The organism is Alkalibacillus aidingensis (genome assembly GCF_014595945.1).
GTDB classification, from domain to species: domain Bacteria; phylum Bacillota; class Bacilli; order Bacillales; family Alkalibacillaceae; genus Alkalibacillus; species Alkalibacillus aidingensis.
The window spans coordinates 942,194-966,952 of sequence record NZ_JABXWU010000001.1 but is presented as its reverse complement, the minus strand read 5'-3'; the positions used below and the strand labels follow the sequence as shown (position 1 = coordinate 966,952).

Genomic DNA, 24,759 nt, shown 5'->3' with positions numbered 1-24,759 from the left:
GGGAGCGAAGGTGGCGACTCCTGTGGGAACAGCACGAGCTGAAGATCCACTTGGGAAACGCTTTTCTTCCCAAGTTAGCTGAAGCCGTGCCCACGGAAAGCGTCCACCGGATGCGAATCACCATAACAACAACGGACTTTAACAGAGCCTTTTTTTAAAAAGCTCTATTCATTCATCATTCTTCTTTATACATGTTAAACTATTTCAAAAATAATTCTTCTACACGTTGCTTTAAGTGTTCACGATCGTAATCTGTATATAATTGATTTGACAATCTCATAGGGTCGCCAAAGAAAAAGCGTTCATAGAGAGTTTGCCTTGTACCGAATGCACTCATACATATATCCCGAGCGAGCCTAAAGAGTTTTACTCTACTAATCGCATCTCTATAGTTCGCTTGTAAGTACTGGTCCAAGTCATCTCTTATATCGGATTTGAAATCGTTTTCTGTTGGAATTAATACCATTCCACTTGCCCCCAATAGCTCTAATATTTCTGTCATTCTAGGATAAACTTTGGAAAATGTATTAATAGCTGCAAATAAAGGGTTAATACTAGGTAGCATAACGCCATGCTCATCTTTAGTCGCTTTCTCTTCAGATGAAATCAAAAAAGCCTTCATCGTTTCTAACGCAACAATAATTTCTGAAATTTTACACGGAACATGCTCATAATCACTCGTATTAATCGTATCTACAATTAATTGGGCGACACCTAGAACAAACTCCATTTTCACGACCTGTCGAGAAACAACTTGGTGTAAGGTTAACTGAGTATATGCACCTTTCCTTTTAAATTGGTCAGCGATTTCAACATTATCATAGTAAAAAACTCGTTCCCATGGTACTAGTACTTCATCAAGTACTACAATACTGTCTGGTTCTTCAAATTGAGAACTTAACGGAAAATCAAAGGTAGAGTCTTTATGACAAAAAGGCTCACGGCATATGAATTTTAACCCTTTTGTATTACTCGGAATTGAAAATGAGTATGAATAAGAGGAATCGATGACACCAGGAGTTGAATAGATTAAAATTTCATCCGTCATTCCTCCTTGTGTAGCAAGAAGTTTAGCTCCTTTAACGACAATCCCTTCTTGATTTCTATCCACAATCTTAGCGGCAATAATGTCATCAGTATTCTCTATTATTTTGAAACGACTTCGATTAACTTGAGGATTTATAAAAGTATGGGTAAAAGTCAAGTCTTCCTCTCTTGCCTTTTTGTAAAAGGAATACAAATTGTTAGGAAAGCAATTTTTTTGCCCTTCAAGAAGATGTTTAGATGCCGCAAAGGATGTGAGGATCGTATTCATATAATCAGGGCTACGTCCCATCATGCCAGCGCTGGTTTTAGCCCATTCTTGGGTCATTGAACGTCTTAGGATAAGATCTTCTTTTGTTTTGGGGATTAAAAAGGAAATACCTACTCGGTCATTAGTTTCAGGTGATATGTAGGTCATGGTATCTTTGATTGCTTCTTGATGTTGTATGTCATAGAGTTTAGCCTGACTATTCATAACGCCTTTAAATGCAGGGTGCTCTGATATTTTTCCATCTATTTGATGACCATCAACCCAGACGTCAGGATTTAATTGATCAATTCGCCGAATATAATCTGCCCCTGTTATCACGCCCAACTCAATTCACCTCTCCTAAACAGGTTTTGTAGAAAATTTTAACTCGCTTTAAAAATTATGAGACTTATAATGAAATATGAACCTTGATGTATAAAAAAGAGTCTGGTACCAAACGAGAATAGCCCAGACTCAATAATAAATTATGAATATTTTTGCTCGTTAATTATGGGTGTTAATAGCTTATGAAGTAATAACCGGTTTTTTTCGGTGATTTCTTCCTTCCGTGGAATTGGCTTATATAGGTTATCAGGGTCTTGCCATGTAGACGGTAAGTTAACTGGGCTTTCTTGTTGCCACGTGTTTAACCAATCCTTTGAAAGGTTACCGGTAAGGATGTTACCATTATTGGCTACTTCCCAAACTTGTGCCCATGCACGGGGAACGACTCTCCAGATATCATAACCACCACCACCTAAGGCAACCCATTTTCCATCACAAAATTCGTGAGCAATTTCATGGGCTAATTTAGGAATTTCCTCATACACTTTCATCGTGCAACATAAGTGGGTTAGTGGATCAAACGCATGGGCATCTGCCCCGTTTTGCGTAACAATAATATCAGGTTTAAAATGGTTTGCAATTGCTCGTAGAGATGTTCTATAAACTTCAAGAAAGGATTCGTCTTCGGTAAAAGCATCGATAGGAACGTTAAAAGAGGTTCCGTAACCTTCATTTTGTCCTCGCTCATTGACATTTCCGGTACCCGGAAACAAATATCTTCCTGTTTCGTGAATTGATAGTGTACAGACATTTGGGTCATCATAAAAAATCCACTGTACCCCGTCACCATGGTGAGCATCTGTATCGACGTATAGAACGCGATAATCATATTTACTCCGAATATATTGTATGGCTATGGCTGCATCATTATAAATGCAAAACCCTGAGGCTTTTCTTTTAAAGCCGTGGTGCAGACCACCACCAAAATTAACAGCATGTATGTAATCGCCACTTAAAACGGCATCAACTGCTGTCAATGTCCCACCGACGAGCTGAGCTGCAGCTTCATGCATTTGTGAAAACATCGGTGTATCCTCTGTTCCTATACCAAACTCTAACCCTTCTTCTTCTTTCAATTGGTCTCGACTTGCTAATTGGACTGCCTCGATATATTTACGATCATGAACAAGTCCAATTTCATCCTCAGAAGCGATCCGTGGTGAGAGTACTTGTTTATTATTTAAAGCATCACTTTTCATTAGTAGATCATAAGTTAATTCAACACGCTTTTGGTTAAATGGATGATCATCACGAAATTTATAGTTCTTAAAATTATCGGAATAGACGAAGGCAGCTCTACTCATCATTTTGATAACCCCGGTATATTTGGCCATATCACTTCATAACCATGTTGTTTCAATTCATCGATCAGAGGCATTGGATTCATCGTTTGAACACGTAGGACTATAATTTTCTCTTTAAAACTATCTTGATAGGGGTAAATAAATACAGATGAAATATTCGTATTTCGCTCACTAATAATCCTAGTCACATCAGGTAAAACGCCTACTTTATGTTGAACCTTAATTTCAATTTGTGAGCTTTGTTCGTGTATACCTGTTAGTTGGATGAGTCGGTATAGTAAATCTTTTTCAGTAACAATTCCAATTAATTCATTGTTTTGGGTTACAGGTACACAGGCAATTTCGTGTTCATAAAAAATAGAGGCAATATCTTCGATGAAATCTAGTGGATGTACGGTAATTACAGGTGTTGTCATGATGGTAGATACATCATTTTGAAGGATATCGAGATTTTGTTCTTCTTCTAAAATTGAAGGAGCTGCATCCCGAACATCACGGTCTGATAAAATTCCTATCACATGGGAGTCATCATTGACGACTGGGATGTGACGAATTCGGTGTTTATTTAGCAGCTCAACTGCTTCCTCAATTTTATGAGTAGCATTTAGAGTTATTACTTCTGAGGTCATAATTTCTTCGACTAACATGTCTTTCACCTCTCAATTAAATCCAAAGATCTTTTCTTCCCATAAAACGCATTGAATCAAACTTCTCAATTGAAGACTTGGGTACGTGATCCCCAATCCTAACTAATAAACAATTAGCGGGGTGTGACACGATTTCGGGATCATCTGTGGACATAGGTTTTAATCCACCTTTTCCCATCATTTTCTCCATTATTTTTCGATACTCCCAAACGTTTAGTCCAGTTGATTTCATATCCCAATGCCAGTAATACTCAGTGGTTATAATGATATAATTCTCCATTTGTTTATCCATCATGGATACTTCTAGGATGGTTGAGCCAACTTTCATGCCACGGTAATCATTTGAGACTTCGATGGCACCTAATTCAATTAAATCATCCATCTTGATATGAGACCATCTTTCTAATGGGTCAGGGTGTAAATAAGTTGCATAGCCAACGATTTTATCTTGATCACGGGCGATGATAATTCGGCCTTCTTCAAAGTCTGCAATAGACTTGACAGCTTCAAATTGTTTTTGTGGAGGGCGAAATGCTGTTAAATGTTGATCAAAGTAATAGCTTTCTAATTCTTCAGACGATATAGGCCCTTCTACAATAACACTCTTTCCATGCTTATTTAATTCCTTTTGATGATATGTTTTTGGATGTTTCAATCCGACACCACCTAAAATCCATCATATATAGTTAAATTATAACATGGTAATTGTAGGACTTATATACAAAAAAGCCACTGATTTTGAATAAATCAGTAGCTTTTAATAAACTAGTCAAGAAATGGGATGTCTTGTTCATCATCATCTTCGTCATCAGTTTCATCGTTTTCGTCATCTGCTTCATGTTCATCTTCGTCTTCATTTTCTTCTTCATCATCAACAACATCTTCATCTTCATTTTCATCTTCTTCGTCAGAGTTGTTTCTATCATCATTTGGGTCAGATTCATCCTCATCTTCACCACGATTATCATCACGCTCATCAGAGTCTTCTTCATCATCTTCCTCATCTGGAACTTCAATGGTTCCATAGGTAGCAGGGTCAGATAAGTCGGATTCATGTCCGAATAGACTAACTGCTTGTACGGCGTAAAGTCGATTTTCGGTTGGTAAGTCGAAAGATGTTTCAGTGGTATGATCAACCAACTCATATTCATCTTCCTCAGAATCAGCAGCATAAATTCTATAGCCAATTACCTGACCACTAACTTCACTCCAGCTTAATGTACCACTGCTAATGGTGACATTTTGTGGTGTTTCAGGTTGACCTTCATCTTCGGGTTCCTCGTTTTCAATGACAAATAAATTCGACCATGAATCATTATCTGGAATTAATTTACTTAAATCCTCTATATTGTCCCAACCTTTGTCTTCAATGAATTCATGTCTAATAAAGTATCCTTCTTGTGTAAATTCCTCTGGTGTCCCTTCAACGGCTTCATAGACTTCATCCTCTATTTCAACATATTGACCTGAGACAACACTTTCATCTTCATCGGTCGGAACATCATCAATATTGAATAAATCAGTTGAAACAAGCCCTAGTTCATTACATGCATCACTTGGTAAGTCGCCTGATACCTCGCAATAACTCCGGGTAACAAGGCCACCTGGACTTTCATGAAATCCTTCAGGGGCCATCAGCTCTGGGTTAATCTCAGTTGCGACGTTTGCCAGTTGAGCCCAGAATGTTAAGTTTCGGTTACTATGGTTATGCGTACAGTTTGAACAGTTTAATGTTAGGTCGCCTTGAGTATACTCCAAACTTCTATATCCAATCCAGGAACCTAAAGTGACATTTGGATTGGAGCCAATGAACCATGCATCTCTCCACTCTTGTGAAGTACCTGTTTTTCCTGCCCAATCAACGTTAGGTTGATCTAGATTATAGTTCAGACTTGTTGCTGTACCTGATTCAACCGTGTCACGAAGGATGTCAATAGTGAGATAGGCCGTTTGTGCAGAGAACACTTCGACTATTTCAGGTTCATGCTGATAGATAACATTTCCATCACGATCTAATATACGTTCAATCATATAACCTTCTACAAATTCTCCACCATTTGCAAATGTCGCATAGGCATTTGTATTTTCTTCAACAGTTGAATCTTCTGTACCAAGGATATCTGGACGATACGTATTTTCGTTACTTAAATGGTCAAAGCCCATTTCTCTTAAATAACTTTTTGGATTTTCTCCTTGATCTAAGACATCGCCCATTAATCTAATAGCTGGTACGTTATCTGAATCATATAGTGCTTCTCTAGCACTAATAATTCCTTTTTCTTGAAGTGGGTTGTAGTTCGTCGGTGTGTACCCGTCTTCCTCACCGTCATTAGGATAAGAAACAATGACGTCTGGTATAGGTGAACCTGGTTGAATCAAGCCCAATTCAATAGCTGGGGCGTAACCAAGTAAAGGTTTCATCGCACTACCATTTGATGTATAGTTCCAAGTTGCATAATTAATTTCATTTCGTTCAAAATCACGACCACCTACAAATGCAATGATCCTACCTGTTTGATTTTCCATAAGCATCGCACCAGTTTCAACAGGTACTTCGACATTTCTAGACTCACCAGTTTCAGAATCTGTTACCGTGACGTACCGAGTGGGCTCAAAATATTGGTACTCGGAAGTGACTTCTTGGAAACGGTCGTATATTTCTTTATCGATAGTGGTATGAATCTCTAAACCACTATATCTTAATTCTCGCTCAGCTAACTCTTTATAATAACTCTCGGTATCGGAGTTGTTCTCGTACTCCTCTAATTCGCCTTCATCTTCTGCTAATTGTTTGGCTAGTATGTCTCTGGCCCGACGTTCCACTTCATCATTTAAGTAAGGATACTCTGATCTAATCGATTCTTTTTTATCAGTTAGATTGGCAACGACGTCATAATTGATAGCTTCTTCATATTCCTCTTCCGTGATTTTATCTGCAGAAAGCATTCTATTTAGTACAACTTGCATTCGATAAATACCACGTTCAATTGCTTCTTCAGAACGTAAATTCCCTCCTGATTCAAAAGGGGTGTAAGCATATGGGCTTTGTGGGAGGCCTGCGATATAGGCAGCTTGGGGCAAGTTTAATTCACTTGCGTCTACATCGAATAAACCTTCCGCTGCGGCTTGAATTCCAGCAATATTACGTCCCGAGGAATCTCTGCCAAATGGAATAACATTTAAATAAGCTGATAGAATTTCATCTTTTTCAAAGAAGTTCTCTAATCGTAAGGCGATCATAATTTCTTCAGCCTTACGTTCGAAGGAAACCTCGCTCGTTAAGATTTGGTTTTTTACTAACTGTTGAGTTAACGTACTGCCCCCAGTTTGACTAGAAGAACCGGCAAACTCTTGAAACAATGCACGCATAACTGCTTTTGGTACGATCCCTGGGTGTTCATCAAAGTACTCATCTTCTGTAGCAATAATCGCATCAATTAAAACATCAGAGACGTCTTCTAATGCTACCTCTTCGCGATGAATGTCACTTCGAAGTTCACCCAAGCGAACGTTGTCAGCAAAATAAACTTCGGAAGTCTCTTCATAATTATAAATAAGCTGCTCCATTTCATCTTTATCATCGATTGTGACCCCTTGTACAAGTGAAGCAAAGTATCCTGCCCCTACACCACCCATAAAAAAGACAGTAACAAGGCCAAGCACAAGAAAGAATAGAGTAATGTTCCAAGTTACATCTAATGAAATTCTAGTATACTTTGGGAACTTCCCCCTTTGAAAAAATGCTAGAAATTTATTTTTATTTGAACCATTTTCACTCATTTCCGAACCTCCTAAATGTCGAATATATTATAGCATAATCTAAGTCATAGTCATATCTTTTATAAGTCATTAAATAGTTGCATTTTTTCTGGAATCATGCTAAAAATAGATCATATCCAATTAAATATTTAGATGCTTGGAAGAGTTGAAGTAGGAATATGTCTCAATGCTAAAGAGAGCTGGTGGTTGGTGCGAATCAGTGCAAGACATAGGACGAATTACGGCTTGGAGCATTCTCTGCTGTAATAAATAGAGAACGGTTGAAAAATCGTTAACGTAATGAAGTGGTAGCAAGAAATGAGCTACAACTAGGGTGGTAACGCGAGTCCCTCGTCCCTATGTGGATGAGGGGCTTTTTTATATGTATTAAAACATCAATAACAACCTATAGGAGGAAAAAGGCATGAGTTTATTACAAGAATTATGGGACCGAGGTTTAGTGAACCAAATAACTGATGAAGAAGGTCTTGAGAAACATTTGGATGAAAATCAAGTCGCATTATACTGTGGCTTTGATCCAACTGCTGATAGTTTACACATTGGGCATTTACTACCTGTTTTGATGTTAAAACGATTCCAAGATGCAGGGCATCGACCAATTGCATTGGTTGGTGGAGGTACTGGGTTAATTGGTGACCCCAGTGGACGTAATGAAGAACGTCAGTTGAATGAAGCTTCTGTTGTTCAAGAATGGAGTCAAAATATTAAAGATCAATTATCGAACTTTATTGATTTTAATGACCATGAGAAAGGAGCTATGGTCGTTAATAACTTTGACTGGCTATCTAAGATGTCTGTAATTGATTTATTACGAGATGTTGGTAAACATTTTAGTGTTAATTACATGCTGGCTAAAGAATCCGTAGAGACTCGTATTGAGCATGGTATTTCTTATACAGAATTCACTTATATGTTACTGCAATCACTAGACTTTTTAAATTTATATCAGAAAGAAAATTGTACTCTACAAATTGGTGGTAGTGACCAATGGGGGAATATTACAGCTGGCCTAGAATTAATTCGTCGATCTAGTCAAGAAGGAGAAGAGGCTAAAGCATTTGGCCTGACTGTTCCACTAATAACTAAAGCGGATGGCTCGAAATTTGGTAAAACAGCGGGTGGCGCTGTATGGTTAGACGAGAAAAAGACTAGTCCATATGAATTCTATCAATTTTGGATTAACACAGATGACCGTGATGTGATTAAGTTCTTAAAGTCCTTTACATTTTTGCCACTTGAAGAAATCGCTAAGCTAGAGCAGGAAGTTCAAGATAGACCAGAACAACGTAAAGCTCAGCGTCGACTAGCAGAAGAAATGACAAAGTTGGTTCATGGTGAAGAAGCTTTAAATCAGGCTATAAGAATCACAGAGGCTTTATTTAATGGAGACATTAAGAGTCTGACCAAAGAAGAAATTGAAGTTGGCTTTAAAGATGTTCCTTCATTTGCTCTAGAAGAATCAGAAAAAGGGTTAATCGACTTATTAGTAGAAGCGAATATTTCATCATCAAAACGACAAGCTAGAGAAGATATTAAGAATGGTGCTATTTATATTAATGATGAACGTCAACAGGACCTGCAATATGTTGTTGATGAAAAAGATAGAATTGATGATTCGTTTACTGTTATTCGTCGTGGAAAGAAAAAATATTTCTTAATTCGTCATGTATAAAATTTAAATCTAAGTAGGGGATGCTCTAATAGTCAATTATGCTGACTATTAGAGCATCCCTTTTTCAAAACACTTATACCTTATAAAACTCATCGGATTTATTGACTTAATAATGACTTTTATATTATGATTTGATAGGTTACTAAACTAAAGAAGGCTGATACATAGGTGTTTTTGCTAAAGGAATTCCGAACGGACTGGTTCAAATACCACCTGCCTAATGTTCGTCTTTATCGATAAGACACTTTTACATCTTAGCCTTCTTAAAAACATCTAAGAGGTGAAAATTATGAAAAAAATCATGTTAGGGTTATTAGTCGTCACTCTTTCTATTTTATTAACTGCTTGTGCCGACAGTGAAGAAGTTGACGATTCAAAGGAGCTGGATGTTGACCTTGGTTCATTACCGACTTCTTTAGATCCTCATGCAGCTAATGATGGAAACTCACTTTATGTTATGACTAATATTTATGATACGTTAGTTCAAATGAATACGGATCTAGAAATTGAACCAGGACTAGCAGAAAGCTTAGAACCGATTGAGGATACAGTTTGGGAAGCAAAGATTAGAGAAGGTGTAACTTTCCACGATGGAAATGAGCTTAATGCTGAAGTAGTTAAAGCTAACTTAGACCGAGTTCTGGATCCGGAGGTAGGATCACCACTAGCTTTTCTATTCGATATGATTAGTGACGTAGAAGTAGTAGATGAATATACTGTACATATTCATACTGATTATCCTTTCTCTGCCCTTCCTGCACACCTAGCGCATCCAGGTGGTCATATCATCAGCCCAGAGTCCATTGAAGCGGATTACCAGGCGATGGAAGAAGGAAATGAACCGTTAACAGAAGTCAATCAAAATCCTGTAGGAACTGGATATTTTAAGTTTGAAGAGCGCGAGTCTGGTGACTATATTGAACTCGTCAAGAATGAAGATTATTGGGGAGAAGAGGCGAAGGTAGACTCTATTGTGTTTAAAGAAGTTCCAGAGGATAGTACAAGAATTGCAGAGTTACAAACAGGTGAAGCCGATTTAATCTATCCAGTAAATGCTAGCGATGTAGATATGATTGATGAACAAGAAGATATTTACGTAAAGCAATCAGAAAGTGCAAGTATGTCATATCTTGGGTTTAATGTAGAGCGTGAACCTTTTGACGATGATCGCGTTAGAAGAGCTATAAGTATGGCGATAGATAAAGAAGGGTTAATTGATGGTTTACTTGAAGGAATTCCATTACCAGCAATTGGACCATTAGCACCGACTGTATTCGGTTATAGTGGGGAAGTTGACCCTATCGAACATAATAAAGAAGAGGCAAAACAATTGCTTCAGGAAGCAGGATATGAAGATGGATTCTCAGCCGATATCTATGTCTACGATCGAACAACAGCTGATACAGGTGTCTACATCCAATCAGAGCTTGCAGAGATTGGTATAGATGTTGAAATTGAGCAAGTGGAACAAGGTGCTTACCTGGAATTAACTGGTCAAGGCGAACATGATATGCTAGTAGGAAGCTGGGGAACAGTTACGTTAGATGCTGACTATGGCTTATATCCTATGTTCCATTCAGAAAATGTAGGCGCCCCAGGAAATCGCTCATTCTTCAAAAATGATGAAGTTGATCAATTATTAGAAGACGCACGTCAATCAACTGATGACGAGGAAAGACTACAACTATATCATGAAGCTCAACAATTAATTATTGATGAAGCTCCGATTGTACCACTTTACCATTCGGTTTTACTAGCTGGTTTAAGTGAACAACTTGAAGGTTTTTACCAATACCCAAGTAGTTTTCCATTTTTAAGAGATATAGATTTTAAAGAGTAAGATATAAAAAGCTGCCTCAAAAAGTCATTGTTCTGACTTTTTGGGGCAGCTATATTTTTGAGATATTATTCTATATTACTTAACTGTTGTTCAATTTCATTCATGATTTGACCGGCACGTTCCCAGTCGCCACTTGAAAGAGCTTGTTGGTATTCATTAAACAAGTCAGATACTTCTTGTAAGGTTTCTTCAGCGTTTAGAATAGGTAAGTCAGGCTGTTCAGTGTCTGAGTCATCATCTGGTTCAAGATTATCCCCAATATCACCGATTTCATCACCTAACTCCTCATCATCAATATCTGGCATATTTCCAGGTACTCCAGCTTCGATTAAGGCTAAGATTTGTTCAAGTGACTCTTCGAACGTTGCCTCCATCACGATATAATCACCATATGCCACAACAACCTGTTTGACTTCTGGAAGTGAAGTAGCATTTGAAGACTCGATATAAATCGGTTCAACATACATAACCGTATCCTCTATTGGGATGGTTAATAGGTTACCCCGAATCACTTGTGATCCACCTTGTGACCATAGGTTTAACTCTTGAGATATTCGACTGTCTTGATTAATTCTGTTTTCGATTTGTTGTGGTCCGTATATATTCTCTTGTTTTGGGAAGCGGTAAACAACTAATTCGCCATAATTATCTCCATCGTTTCGTGCTCCCATCCATGCAATCATGTTTTGTCTATTTCTTGGTGTATATGGAGACATTAACACAAACTCTTCATAATCCTCATCAGGTAGTTGCATGGTAATGTAATACGGATCCATCGTTATGTCGTTATCAAAGTATCGTTCAGTCGCAAATTCCCAGCGATCCTCACGGTTATAGAACACTTCTAAGTTCGACATGTGATAAGTTCCATACATGTTAGACTGAATCGTAAACAAATCAACAGGATATCTGAAATGTGCTCGAACATCCTCTGGAATTTCTGTATTAAATAATTCAGGGAAAATATTTATATATGTTTGTAATAAAGGATCGTCTTCCTCGACTACATAAAAGTCAACTTCTCCACTATAAGCATCAACCACTACTTTAACAGAATTACGTATATAATTCTCGTCTTCCTGATGGGGCTCAGAGTAAGGATAGTTACTTGCTGTTAAGTAAGCATCAATCATCCATGCGAGAGAGCCATCTTCTCTTACGAAGACATACGGATCTTGATCGTAATCAAAGAAAGGTGCAATACGATTAACACGATCCATAATATTACGTGTTGCTAGTAACTGGCTTTCGTCATTAAGTTGATCAGAAAATAACATTCTGAGTGATCTTTCATCGATGGCAAATAGTAATCGATTTATACCACTTAGAGAGATTCCAGTATCTTCTTCAAACCTTGTTGTCATGTTTTCGTCACCAGTAGGATAATCAAATTCATCTACTTCTGTATTGACAATTACATTCTGGGAAGATTCTTCACCAAAGTAGATTTGTGGCCTTGATATATCCATGTCTCCACGAGGAGGTAGGTCCTGTAAAATGAACTCTGGTTGTCCTTGTTCAGTGATTTCATTAACATGGCTCATCGCAATACCATACCCGTGTGTATACCGTAATTTTTCATTAACCCAAGTTCGTGATTGGGGTGGTAGGTCAGATGTATTTAACTCCCGTGTTCCAACAAATACTTGTTGGTATTCGCCGTCTATATGATAACGGTCAATATCGACATCATTGAATTGGTAGTAAGTTCTAATTGTTTGTAACTGATTATACACATCTAAAATAGGTCGTGAATCATTAATTCTAACATTATCAATTGTTAACTGATTGCGTTCAATCATATCTTCATCAAGTGTTTGTGAGCCAGGGTGTTCCCGTTCTGTAATGTTATCTAGAGCGTACGCTTCTAACGTGTAGTTTAAATTATGTTCTAAATAGGGCGCTTCACGTTGAAATTCATTAGGTGACACGACATAGTTCTGAACAACAACAGAAACCAATTGCCCAGCCAATGCAATCGTGATATAAAGAGCTACTGGAATAGCCATCCAAATTAAATTACCACGCAGTAGTGCTGTAATAATCATAATAATCCCGATAACGGCTATACCTGCTAGGACATAGGCTTTTGGAATATTTATGACTGCATCAGTATAACTTAATCCATGAACGACGCTCCGTTGAAAGACATTTACTTGGTCAGTTAATAGTGTGCCGTATGGCTCTAATAAATGGTTGGCTGCCAGGAATAGGCCAATTAATGCAATACTAATTCCTAAATGAAGTTGTGCTAAACGACTTTCTCTATACATATTAAATACAGAGTAAGCTAATCCAACGATGATCGTCATGAAAACCGTTAAACCTAAAAGTAGATTAATAACAAACTCTAAGAAAGGTAAAACATAAATATAGAAAGAAATATCAAGATTAAAGTGAGGATCAGTTTGTCCAAAAGATTCGAAGTTTAAAACTTTAAGAGCAGGTTCCCAACCAATTCCTTGAACCATAGATGTTCCGATAACTCCAAATAGTAGTGCGATTAAAAATATAAGTGTGTGTGCAGATTTCTTATTAAGAATGATCCTTGGAATCATCGCGTGATCTAAAAAGTGAATGTAAGCACGATGGATCCAAAATAACGTGGTAAAAGTAACTAGGAAATAAAGAACAAAGCCTATTACCCCTAGTGTAATTCTGCTGAATAATATCGTCGTAAACACATTTTCAAAGCCTACAGATTCCATCCAAATATATTCGGTAATCCAATTGAGGCTTAATAAACCGATAATGACTAATGGAATAAGGATCATACCTATCCATTTCAACGGTTTTAGAAAGCGACGAAGGTTTTGTTTTTGTTTTTTATTTAGTTTTTCATAAAACTCGTCTTCGTTCCCCATATAATCCCCCTTTTTGTTAGAAACATTAAGCACTCGAGAAAAAATCCCTATGAAAGATTATATCAAATCCTTCATAGGGAATATACTATCATTCACTATTTTGACTTTTTGCACACCTGATTTTTTTAACAGATTAATCTAATGATTTTTTAGTTAAGTACCAATCGACCACTTCATACTGATTATCTTGTGCTCTTTTATCAGCTTCTTCTTGTGTTGCAGGTGGTGGAACAATTACCTTATCACCTTTGCGCCAGTTAGCTGGTGTAGATACTTGATGGTTAGCTGTCGTTTGTAGAGCTTCTACTAAGCGAACAATTTCATCCATATTCCGACCAGTTGTTAATGGGTAATAAATGATGGATTTAATAACTTGCTTATCATCAATAACAAAAACAGCACGATTCGCCTCAGTCGTACTTTCATTTGGATGGATCATTCCATACTTTGAAGCAACTTCTTTATTAAGGTCTGCAATAACCGGAAATTCAATCTTTACACCAAAGTTTTCTTCAATGTTTCTTACCCAGGCGATGTGTGATTGGTTACTGTCAATACTAAGTCCTAGAAGCTCAGTATTTAATTGGCGTAGGTTTGGATATATTTCCTGGAACGCAACGAACTCAGTTGTACAAACTGGAGTGAAATCAGCTGGGTGTGAAAATAAAACTAGCCATTTCCCTTTATAGTCAGATAACTTCTTTGGTCCGTGTGTCGTGCTCACCTCGAAATCAGGTGCAGGATCACCGATTCTTGGTAAACTAAGTGGTTGATTATTCTGTTCTGTCATACAATTACCTCCTTAACTTATAATTCCTATAAGTTTAATATGATTTAATTATATGCAATATTCTATCATAATGGACGAAACTTTTGAAATATTTTTATTTTAGATAAGGATTTAGCTTTTTAGTTGTTGGGTGCACTAACCATTAAGGCAAAAATGGTTATAAAGCTCTAAATGTGTGTGAATTAATCTTAATTTTATTGCTTAAAATCATTTGGGAGATATATAATACGGATATATACGTGGTTTACTTATAAGGAGAATGAATCATCATGAATTTAATCGATTTAATTGAAGATATACCTTATCATTCTATTCAAGGCGACATCCAGGATACCGTCATTTATAACCTAACAGATGATTCAAGAACAGCTCGTGCAGGTTCGTTGTTTTTTGCAATTAATGGGTATGATGTTGATGGACATATGTATATTCATCAGGCCATTGATAAAGGGGCAGTTGTGATTATAGGTGAGCAGGAGTTTGAAGATTTACCTGTGCCATATATCAAAGTCCCTAATAGCAGGAAAGCAGTAGGTCAATTGGCTAAAAGGTTTTATGGCAACCCTTTAAAAGGTAAAAAGGTAATTGGTGTAACAGGAACAAATGGGAAGACGACGACCACATCATTACTAAAACATATTTTTGAAGAGAATGGGAAAGTTTGTTCTTTAATTGGAACAAATGGCTATTCCGTTAATGGTGAAAGTCTTCCAAGTCAGAATACCACACCAAGCGCTTTAAGGTTATATGAAATTCTTAAAGATTGTCAGGACGAAATTATTGTGATGGAAGTGTCATCACATGGATTAACTCAGCACCGTTTAGAAGGTGTTGAATTCGACGTGTGTGTCTTTACAAACTTGACACATGAACACCTTGATTATCATGACAATATGCATGACTATTTTAATGCTAAAAAAAAGTTATTTGATCAAATGAAAAAAGATGGGTTAGCTGTTGTCAATGTAGATGATGAGTGGGGAGTTAATCTGTATCACGACTTAAATAAACAGCATAAAAAAGTCTGTACAGTTGGAAGGAAGGATTTAGCAGACATATCAATCTCAGCTACACAAACGGTTAATCAACCTGTAGTCACGTTATCTGAACAAGGTGAGGAAATCGATATTGAAGTACCATTGCCAGGTCTTCATAACCTATATAATGCAACACTAGCCTATGCTGTTGCTAAGAATATACTTGGTGAACGAAAGCAAATTATTAATACCATTAAAACGATTAAAGGAGTCCCAGGTAGGTTTGAAATATTACAACACCCATCAGGAGTAAAAGTTGTGTTGGATTATGCGCATACACCAGATGCGATCTATCATTCGTTACAAACTGCTAAAGACGCAGCTAAGAATAGGTTAATTCATGTCTTTGGTTTTCGAGGAAACCGTGATCGCTCAAAAAGGCGAGATATGATTAATTTATCAAGCCAAATTAGTGATTTTTATATATTAACGATGGATGATCTTAATTCCGTTTCATTTGAAGAGATGTTAAAGGAGTTAAGTGAACTTAACCTAAGTCATGGGCGAGGGAAAGGTGAAGTTGTGCCCGACCGTACTTTGGCGATACAAAAAGCAATTGACATGTGCCGGCCAGGTGATTGGGTCATCATCACTGGAAGAGGGCATGAAGCTTATCAACAGGCTTATGAATTAGGAACAATGTCTGATCGAGAAACAATCATGCCAGAAAATATTTAGAACAGGACTTGTATCTAGCTTATTCATTCATAAAAACGCTCTCTGTGGGGTCTAAGTGGCTTCGTTTTCCCACAGGAGCGTTTTTATATTTACTATGCTAAATGGGTCTAGCTTTGCTTGATTAGTTAGGGTCATACAAAATTGGTGAACCTGGACCTAAGTCGATTCCAAATAACATCCATACGATTAACATCAGCGTCCAAGATATTAAAAAGGCAATTGAATACGGAAACATAACCGCAATAAGTGTTCCGATTTCTGTTTTTTTATCATATTTTTGTGCAAATGCAATAATCATAGCAAAGTAAGTCATTAATGGTGTAATAATGTTAGTGGCAGAATCGGCGATACGATAAGCCATTTGTGTAAGTTCAGGGGAATAGCCTAATTGCATCATGATTGGCACGAAAACTGGTGCAATCATGGCCCATTTTGCAGAGGCACTCCCTATAAATAAGTTGATAAAACCAGCAACTAATATAAAAGCGATAATTAACGGTACCCCTTTTAAATTTGCAGCTTCTAAAAATTCGGCACCATAGACACCTAAAACCATTCCCATGTTAGATTCTCCAAAATAGGCAACAAATTGACCAGCAGTAAAGGCTAGAACGATAAACATCCCCATCGCTGCCATCGTATCTGATAGCTGGTCTGCTACATCTTTGTCATTTTTAATTGCCTTGGTTGCAATCCCATAAAATAGTCCAGGGACGAAAAAGAAGATTAAAATAATCGGAACTAACGATGACATAAACGGTGATTGAATAATTCCACCATCATCTGCCCTTAAAGGTGCGTTTGGTGGAGCAACTAGTAAGGTAATCGCTACTACTGTGATCAGTAAAGATACTCCGGCCCATTTTAATCCCTTTTTCTCTATAGTATCTAAACCACTCATTGATTCACGGTATTCACCTTTATATTCGCCAAGGCGAGGTTCAACAATCTTTTCGGTTACCCAGGAACCAATAAAGGTTAGTAAGAATACCGAAACGATGATAAAGTACCAGTTCATCGCGACGTTCATGGTTTCTGCATATTCCCCATCGATGATCGTGGTTGCGGAAATAGTGATTTCTGCAAGCATTGGATCAGTTGCAGATAGTAGTAAGTTGGCACTAAATCCTGCAGAAACACCAGCAAAGGCCGCAGCTAGTCCAGCAAGTGGGTGACGACCTATAGCTGCAAAGATCGCTGCTCCTAGTGGTGGTAAAACAACATAACCTGCATCAGAAGCTACACTAGACATAATCGCAGCAAATACAAGGCCTGCTGTAATTAATCGTTTTGGAACAGACATGACAAACCCGCGTAAACAGGCACTAATTAATCCGGATCTTTCAGCGATTCCAATCCCGAACATAGTTGCCAAGACGACACCTAAAGGAGCAAATCCGATAAAATTCTCAACCATATTTTCGAATAAATACCTTATTCCATCAGTACTTAATAAATTGGTAACTTCTACGATTTCTCCTTCTTCACCTGGGTGTTCAACACGGATCCCTATACTTGAAAAAACAGCAGAAGCTATAACGGCTAATACAGCGAGTATTGCAAATAACGTAACGGGATGGGGAAGTTTATTACCTGTACGTTCAATGACGTTTAGGAAGCGTTGAAAAAACCCGTTGTTTTTCTCTTTCACCATAAATCCCCTTTCTACAACCTGAGTTATAAATAGGTTATATAAAATTAACTTTATCCAATATGGAAAAATCATACGGAACAACAGGGAACCGAAAAATTTACCAAAAAAAAACACCCTCAAAAAATGAGGGTGTTTTATGAGATCTATGAATGAAATACTGCTTATCTTGAGTACCACTCAACGATTAACGCTTCATTAATCTCAGATGATAGCTCTGAGCGCTCTGGGAAGCGGTTATAAGTCGCTTCTTTCTTGTCCGCATCAAACGTAATATACTCAGGTACAAAGTTGTTAACTTCGATTGCTTCGTTAATGATATCTAGGTTTTGAGATTTTTCACGAACACCAATTGTTTGACCTGGCTGCACACGGTAAGATGGGATGTCGACGCGACCACCATCAACAGTGATATGACCATGAGTTACTAATTGGCGTGCTTGACGACGAGTACGTGCAAGACCTGAACGGTATACAAGGTTATCAAGACGTGATTCTAGTATTGTCATGAAGTTTTCACCATGAACACCTTTCATTTTTGCTGCGTCATCAAAGATACGACGGAATTGACGTTCTGTTAAACCGAACATGTAACGAAGTTTTTGTTTTTCTTGTAACTGAAGACCATATTCAGTTAACTTTTTACGTTGAGTTGGACCATGTTGTCCTGGTGCGTAAGGGCGCTTCTCTAATTCTTTACCTGTACCACTTAGAGAAATCCCGTAACGACGTGATTTTTTCCAAAGAGAGCCTGTGAAACGTGCCACTGAGCATCTCCTCCTTTTATTTTATTTTGCATAAAATAAAAACAGTGTGTTCCATGGCTATGCACATTTTGCTTTCATGTACCATCGCTCCAGCAGCAGAGAGTTACGCGATACACCTCTTAATAGAGGTACAAAATGCAAACATAGTAGGTTCACCTAGGCTGCCATTTATTTTACACAAAGGATATTATAGAATGAATAGACTCATACGTCAAGGATTTATTCTTTAATGTGTTTGATTAAAGTGTCTACGAATCTTTCTAAATAAGTTTTGTCTATCTCATCAAAACGATTTTTTACAGGGGCATCAATATCTAAAACGCCAAAGATCTTGTCGTCAATGATGATTGGAACGACGATCTCAGATTGACTTTGTGCATCACAAGCAATATGCCCTGGAAATTCGTGAACATCAGGGACAAGTTGTGTTGTTTGTTCAGCTGTAGCTGTTCCACAAACTCCTTTTCCGTTTGGAATCCTCACACAAGCAGGTAATCCTTGAAATGGACCTAATACTAACTCTCCCTCTTTCATGAGGTAGAAGCCAACCCAATTGACCTGATCTAAAAACTGATTTAGTAAGGAACTGGCATTAGCAAGATGAGCTGTTACATCATTTTCTCCTTCTAAGAGGCTATCAAGTTGCTTAATTACTTGTTCATAGTTTTCTTCTTTAGTTCCGTGGTAACTTTGTGTTTCAAACATTAATTATACGCTCCTTTAAATTAGACCTTAATTTTAAAAAGGTTTTTTGCTAAAATTATCGAATAATATCCTTTAAGGGGTGATAGGATGACGGATCAAACGACAAAAGAAAAAATTATGCAGGCTGCTGGCGAATTGTTTTACTATAATGGATTTAAGGGTACGTCAATCCGAGCTATTACCGACAAAGCAGATGTCAATGTATCACTTATTAGTTATTACTTTAAAAATAAACAGGGTTTGTTAGAGCATATGACTGTTGACTACTTTGAAGGTTATATAGCTCTTTTAGAAAGTTTAATGGAGGGCCATCCATCTAAAGGTTCACCCGATCACTTTTTTCAAGTAATTGAAGAAATTATACATTATAAGAAACGTCATTTTCAATTCACTTGTTTTATTCAACGCGAATTGTCTTTAGATAATATTTTTATTCGCGAACTATTTTCGACATATGTAGCTAAGGAGACCTTCTTACTAAACTCTTTAGCTGATCAGGTAACAGAAAAGTACAAGTTAAATCGTGTCCAGAAAGAAGCTTTTTATATTCAATTAAAAAGTTTGATTAATGCTCCTTTTACATATGCCAACGATTGGAAGAAGGAGTATCAGTGGGATGATAGTCAAGAATTATTTGTGAAATCTTATATTGAAGTGCTAAAATTATGGTTCATCGAATAAGATTCGAGTGTATATACAAATTTTAGTCATTTTTAGCAATAAAATTGCAAAATATTTATCAAAATTTCACTTAAACATGCTATCATATGGTTAAGTATATTAACGGAATGGTTTAGGTGAGGGGGCTTTCGATGGAATACATAATAGGTCTATTTATAATTATAGTTATTTTTGTTTTAGTCGGAGTGGTTGCACGAAAGAAAATATACAACCGTGTCGACGGGTTAGAGTGGCGAAAAGTCCAATTAATGGAGCGACAAGTAGCTGAGGAGTTAGGGAAAGTAAAACACCTAAATTTAACTGGAGAAACAGAGGAGTTATTCGAGGCTTGGCGAAGCGAGTGGGATGAAATTAATGACGAAGTGTTCACGTTGTTAGAAGAATATCTGCTTGATGCCGAGGAGTTGGCAGAGCGATATAAGTTTGGAAAGGCATCCCGTGTCTTAAATCATGTAGAACAACGTCTTAATAAAGTCGAGCAGACCATTGAGGAGATTTTTGAAGAGGTTGATCGGTTATTACATTCTGAGCAGGATAGTCGAGAAGAAGCTGAAAGAATCCCCCCTCAGATTAGTGAAGTGAGAAAAAAGGTTTTACAAAATGGCTATCAGCTTGGGAAAGCAGAAGTTGTCTTTGAAGTGGAGTTGGATGAGATTCAACAGGAAATGTCTAGATATGAAGAGCTTACGAGTTCGGGAAATTATACAGAGGCAAACTTGTTGATCCATGATGTCAAATCACGTTTAGAAGAGTTGAATCGCAAAGTTGATCATTTCCCGGAATTATATCGCTTATGCAAACACACCATCCCAGATGAATTAGATCAGTTACAAAATGGGTTGAGAGAAATGCGAGAAGAAGGCTATCGAATCCAGCATTTAGGAGCTGATAAAGAAATTCAGGTACATCATGAAACACTGCTTGATTTAGTGGAACAGTTAAATAAAGGAAATGATGAATCAGTAAATGAACAATTGCAGCAAATAAAATCAAGAATGGTTGAGATTTACGATCAGCTAGAAAAGGAAGCGTATGATAAAAACTATGTGCTTCAAAAGGCTGGAGCTATTGATGAAAAACTAGATGAAGCCCACAAGAATTTTACCAAGACTAAGGAAAATGTGATGGCCGTAAAAGAAAATTATCATCTAAAGGATGAAAAGTATGACTTACAATATCATCTTGAAAAATCACTCGATCAGCTAGAAAAAAAGGCAGCTAGAATAAGTACCTTAATTGAAGCAGATGAAGAACAGCCATTTTCAACCATTCGTTTAGAGCTAGAAGAGTGGTTGAATGAATTTGCAGAATGGGATGAACAACGTGCTGAATTTGACGATTATCTCTATAACTTAAGAAGGGATGAGCTTAGCGCACGTGATGATATTGATGAGCTGAAGCAAAGAATTAGTCATGTACGTCAGCAACTTCAAAAAAGTAATTTACCAGGGATACCAAATTATTTACTGGATTTAGTTGAACAAGCTCTTGAATTGATTGAAGAAGCGAATTCACACTTGAATGCTCACCCTCTAGATATTGATGTTTTGTCGGGATCCTTAAAAAAAGCTGAAAAATGTGTGGATCATGCAATTGAACAAACTAACTTAATTATAGACCAAGCTCAATTAGCTGAACGTGTGATCCAATATGCTAACAGGTATCGAAGTCAATATCCTGTTTTAGCAGCAAAGATTTCTGAGTCTGAGCAATTATTTCTCAATTTTGAATATGAAGTAGCTCTAGAACAAGCTGGTGAAGCTTTAGAGGAAATTGAGTCTGGAGCGTTGAAGAAAATTGAAGAAACACAGAGCTTTGCTGTACATAGATAGGAGAGGTGCGAGTTGGAAAAACTTATTCTAGGACTTAGTTCCTTCTTATTTCTTGTTACATGGATTGTAGTGATTGTTTTGTATGTTGATATGAATCAACCTACATTTACTGCAAAGACCAGTTATATTTCCGAGGAAATAATGTTACTTAATAAAGAAAGCTTTAACATTGATCGTTTAGTTAGCCAATCTGCTGATGAGCACCCTGATAATGAGGATGAATCTGATTATAGCTCAGAAAGCGTCCATTCTGCACAAGCCATTAATCAAATGCGCGAAATTGATGACAGTTCATTGGATCTATGGCGTGACTATTTTAAAGATGGTAATGATGGAATATCCATTGACGAATTATATGAAATATTTGAAATCATCGATAAAGAAGCTATCTCTGGATCCTAGTGAGGTAGCTTCTTTTAATGTTATACATTCGTTTTTCCTAATTGAAATAGGCTAGCTTTTCATGGTAAGATAACTTGATGCAATGAAGTTAAGAGAAGGGGTCTTAATTTTATGATATATTTGGATAATAGTGCAACAACCAAACCACATATAGAGGTACTTAAAACGTACCAAACAGTAGCATCAGAATACTTTGCTAATCCGTCTTCAATCCATCGTCTTGGTGGGGAAGTAGAGAAGCTAATTAATAAAGCAAAAGAGCAAGTTGCATCAATTTTAAAGGTTAAAAGCAGTGAAGTTTTTTTTACTTCAGGAGGAACAGAAAGTAACAATCTGGCTATAAAAGGAATTGCTTATCGTTATCAAAATCGAGGAAAACATATAATTACCACTCAAATTGAACACCCTTCTGTTTTAGAGGTGTGTAAATTTTTAGAGGCGAATGGGTTTAAAGTAACTTATTTACCTGTTAATGAGCATGGGGAGATCTCCCTTCAGGATTTAGAAAAGGCACTAACTAACGAAACGATTCTTGTAACGATTATGCATGTCAATAATGAAATTGGAACGGTTCAACCTATTTCAGATATTGCTGATATGTTAATTCAATATCCGAAAACGTTTTTTCATATTGATCATGTTCAAGGTTTTGGTAAATTACCACTTCCATATGACCACAAAGGAATCGATTCAGTAACCATTTCTGGCCATAAAATACATGGTTTAAAAGGTACAGGATGTCTGATCAAAAAGGAGTCTGTATCATTAGCGCCACTATTCCATGGTGGTCAACAAGAACAAGGGAACCGACCTGGAACTGAAAACGTTGCTGGTGCTGTGTCCTTAGCTAAAGCAGCTAGGCTGGCAAAAGAAAGTCAAACAAATTATGATCAATTGTACAGATATCAAGCCAATCTTCGTGAGGTATTAGAGCAGTACGATCAAGTAACGATCAACTCCCCTAAACACGGTGCAGCTCATATCCTAAACTTTTCAGTGAAAGGTTTTAAACCAGAGGTCTTGATCCATGCCTTTATGGATGAGGGAATCGTGGTTTCAACTAAATCAGCCTGTTCATCCAAGCAGAACGAACCAAGTCATGTTCTTCTAGCATGTGGTATTGATCAGAGTGATGCATCAAGTGCAGTAAGAGTGAGTATGAATCTTGACCAAAAAGCAGAAGACATCGAATCTTTCTTACAAACTTTTAATAATATTATACGACAATATGAAAATGTAATGGGGTAATGCTATGATTTATGATCATGTTTTAATACGTTATGGTGAATTAGCGTTAAAAGGAAAGAACCAAAAATTCTTTATTAATAAGTTAAGATCTAATGTACAAAAAGCTTTATCTGATTTTCCTAACCTATCCATAAAAGGTAAACGAGACCACATGTACATTTTGTTAAATGGGCAAGATTACGAAGAAATCATTGAACGTTGTAAAGATATTTTTGGTATTCAATCATTTAGTTTAGCAATAAAAGTGGAAAATGATGAAGAGAAAATTAAAGAAGCTGTATTAGAGGCGATACTTTTAGAAGAAGGTAAAACTTTTAAAATCACAGCTAAGAGACCTAACAAGAATTTTCCTATCCCTTCACAACAAATGAATCAAGTGTTAGGTGGGCATATTTTAAGAAATACAGAAGGCTGGACGGTTAATGTTCACAATCCTGATGTTGAAATTCGCGTTGAAATAAGACACGATGCTACTTATATTACATCTAAGAAAATTCCTGGTAAAGGTGGATTACCTGTAGGTTCAACAGGAAAGTCACTATTGTTGTTATCTGGAGGAATTGACAGCCCAGTTGCTGGGTACTTAACGATGAAACGTGGCGTTCAACTAGAAGCCATTCATTTTCACTCACCACCGTTTACATCTGACCGAGCAAGACAAAAGGTGGAGGATTTAGCTCAAACATTGACTAAGTTTGGTGGAGAAATTAAACTACATTTAATCCCATTTACGGACATTCAACAAAAGATCTTTCAGAATGCACCCGAAAACTACGGGATGACGATTATGCGTCGAGTTATGTTGAGAATTAGTGAGCAAGTAGCTAGACAACGAGAAATTCTTTCGATAACAACTGGTGAAAGTCTTGGACAAGTCGCTAGTCAAACAATGGAGAGTATGCATGCTATTAATGAAGTCACTAATTACCCGATTATTAGACCATTAGTTGCGATGGATAAGGTTGATATTATTAATATTTCAAAACAAATCAACACCTATGATATATCCATTAGACCGTATGAGGATTGTTGTACAATTTTTGTCCCTAAGGCACCTAAAACAAGACCAAGAAGAGAAAAAGTCAATCAATTTGAAGCACCCATTGACTTCACCGACGAGATCGAAAAAGCCATTAATGATATGGAAACCGTCACGTTTAAATCATCTAAGCAAAATCAGGGAGATATCTATGATGAGTTATTTTAATTTACTTCCATGATT

Annotated in this window: 18 protein-coding genes and 1 other annotated feature; of the genes, 8 read left to right on the top strand and 10 right to left on the bottom strand. The window is 37.1% G+C overall.

Annotation, left to right across the window (positions count from 1 at the left end):
• Positions 1-199 precede the first annotated feature (199 nt).
• The 5 genes from hpaB to HWQ49_RS04960 all read right to left on the bottom strand — a co-directional run bounded on the left by hpaB (position 200) and on the right by HWQ49_RS04960 (position 7,370).
• The gene (gene hpaB, locus HWQ49_RS04980) at positions 200-1,639 is read right to left on the bottom strand and encodes a 4-hydroxyphenylacetate 3-monooxygenase, oxygenase component (RefSeq protein ID WP_188206447.1); all 1,440 of its coding nucleotides are present in this window, start codon (positions 1,637-1,639) and stop codon (positions 200-202) included.
• Between the two features lie 140 nt (positions 1,640-1,779).
• Positions 1,780-2,946: an acetoin utilization protein AcuC gene (locus tag HWQ49_RS04975; protein WP_188206446.1), complete on the bottom strand. Its 1,167-nt coding sequence runs from the start codon at positions 2,944-2,946 to the stop codon at positions 1,780-1,782.
• Positions 2,943-3,590, bottom strand: coding sequence for an acetoin utilization AcuB family protein (locus HWQ49_RS04970; protein ID WP_188206445.1), 648 nt, complete (start codon positions 3,588-3,590; stop codon positions 2,943-2,945). Before HWQ49_RS04970 ends, HWQ49_RS04975 begins: the two co-directional genes overlap by 4 nt.
• Positions 3,591-3,606: 16 nt before the next feature.
• Positions 3,607-4,245: a GNAT family N-acetyltransferase gene (locus HWQ49_RS04965; protein ID WP_188206444.1), complete on the bottom strand. Its 639-nt coding sequence runs from the start codon at positions 4,243-4,245 to the stop codon at positions 3,607-3,609.
• Positions 4,246-4,355: 110 nt separating this feature from the next.
• Positions 4,356-7,370, bottom strand: a complete 3,015-nt coding sequence (locus tag HWQ49_RS04960) for a transglycosylase domain-containing protein (protein WP_188206443.1) — start codon at positions 7,368-7,370, stop codon at positions 4,356-4,358.
• A 128-nt stretch (positions 7,371-7,498) separates the two neighbouring features.
• Positions 7,499-7,711, top strand: a binding site (T-box leader).
• A 62-nt stretch (positions 7,712-7,773) separates the two neighbouring features.
• Between HWQ49_RS04960 and tyrS the strand changes: the two genes are divergently transcribed.
• Entirely contained in the window at positions 7,774-9,042 is a 1,269-nt protein-coding gene (gene tyrS, locus HWQ49_RS04955; protein ID WP_188206442.1) for a tyrosine--tRNA ligase, read from the top strand.
• Positions 9,043-9,331: 289 nt separating this feature from the next.
• Entirely contained in the window at positions 9,332-10,882 is a 1,551-nt protein-coding gene (locus HWQ49_RS04950; RefSeq protein ID WP_188206441.1) for a glutathione ABC transporter substrate-binding protein, read from the top strand.
• 65 nt (positions 10,883-10,947) lie between these two features.
• Here the strand turns inward: HWQ49_RS04950 and HWQ49_RS04945 are convergent, their stop codons facing one another.
• Entirely contained in the window at positions 10,948-13,746 is a 2,799-nt protein-coding gene (locus HWQ49_RS04945; protein ID WP_188206440.1) for a UPF0182 family membrane protein, read from the bottom strand.
• Between the two features lie 133 nt (positions 13,747-13,879).
• Positions 13,880-14,536, bottom strand: a complete 657-nt coding sequence (locus HWQ49_RS04940) for a peroxiredoxin (RefSeq protein ID WP_188206439.1) — start codon at positions 14,534-14,536, stop codon at positions 13,880-13,882.
• A 269-nt stretch (positions 14,537-14,805) separates the two neighbouring features.
• Between HWQ49_RS04940 and HWQ49_RS04935 the strand changes: the two genes are divergently transcribed.
• Entirely contained in the window at positions 14,806-16,251 is a 1,446-nt protein-coding gene (locus tag HWQ49_RS04935; RefSeq protein WP_188206438.1) for a UDP-N-acetylmuramoyl-L-alanyl-D-glutamate--2,6-diaminopimelate ligase, read from the top strand.
• 121 nt (positions 16,252-16,372) lie between these two features.
• Here the strand turns inward: HWQ49_RS04935 and HWQ49_RS04930 are convergent, their stop codons facing one another.
• The 3 genes from HWQ49_RS04930 to HWQ49_RS04920 all read right to left on the bottom strand — a co-directional run bounded on the left by HWQ49_RS04930 (position 16,373) and on the right by HWQ49_RS04920 (position 19,374).
• Positions 16,373-17,905, bottom strand: coding sequence for an AbgT family transporter (locus HWQ49_RS04930; RefSeq protein ID WP_188206437.1), 1,533 nt, complete (start codon positions 17,903-17,905; stop codon positions 16,373-16,375).
• A gap of 161 nt (positions 17,906-18,066) precedes the next feature.
• Positions 18,067-18,669, bottom strand: a complete 603-nt coding sequence (rpsD, locus tag HWQ49_RS04925) for a 30S ribosomal protein S4 (RefSeq protein ID WP_188206436.1) — start codon at positions 18,667-18,669, stop codon at positions 18,067-18,069.
• Positions 18,670-18,888: 219 nt separating this feature from the next.
• Positions 18,889-19,374, bottom strand: a complete 486-nt coding sequence (locus tag HWQ49_RS04920; protein ID WP_188206435.1) for a GAF domain-containing protein — start codon at positions 19,372-19,374, stop codon at positions 18,889-18,891.
• An 87-nt stretch (positions 19,375-19,461) separates the two neighbouring features.
• Between HWQ49_RS04920 and refZ the strand changes: the two genes are divergently transcribed.
• The 5 genes from refZ to thiI all read left to right on the top strand — a co-directional run bounded on the left by refZ (position 19,462) and on the right by thiI (position 24,744).
• Positions 19,462-20,055, top strand: coding sequence for a forespore capture DNA-binding protein RefZ (gene refZ, locus HWQ49_RS04915; protein WP_188206434.1), 594 nt, complete (start codon positions 19,462-19,464; stop codon positions 20,053-20,055).
• 131 nt (positions 20,056-20,186) lie between these two features.
• Positions 20,187-21,887: a septation ring formation regulator EzrA gene (locus tag HWQ49_RS04910; protein ID WP_188206433.1), complete on the top strand. Its 1,701-nt coding sequence runs from the start codon at positions 20,187-20,189 to the stop codon at positions 21,885-21,887.
• 12 nt (positions 21,888-21,899) lie between these two features.
• Positions 21,900-22,289 carry a hypothetical protein gene (locus HWQ49_RS04905; RefSeq protein WP_188206432.1) on the top strand — a complete coding sequence of 130 codons (390 nt, stop codon included), beginning with the start codon at positions 21,900-21,902 and terminating at the stop codon, positions 22,287-22,289.
• A 111-nt stretch (positions 22,290-22,400) separates the two neighbouring features.
• The gene (locus tag HWQ49_RS04900) at positions 22,401-23,537 is read left to right on the top strand and encodes a cysteine desulfurase family protein (RefSeq protein ID WP_188206431.1); all 1,137 of its coding nucleotides are present in this window, start codon (positions 22,401-22,403) and stop codon (positions 23,535-23,537) included.
• A 4-nt stretch (positions 23,538-23,541) separates the two neighbouring features.
• Complete coding sequence (gene thiI, locus HWQ49_RS04895; protein WP_188206430.1) at positions 23,542-24,744, top strand: tRNA uracil 4-sulfurtransferase ThiI; 1,203 nt, start codon at positions 23,542-23,544, stop codon at positions 24,742-24,744.
• The last annotated feature ends 15 nt before the right edge of the window (positions 24,745-24,759 follow it).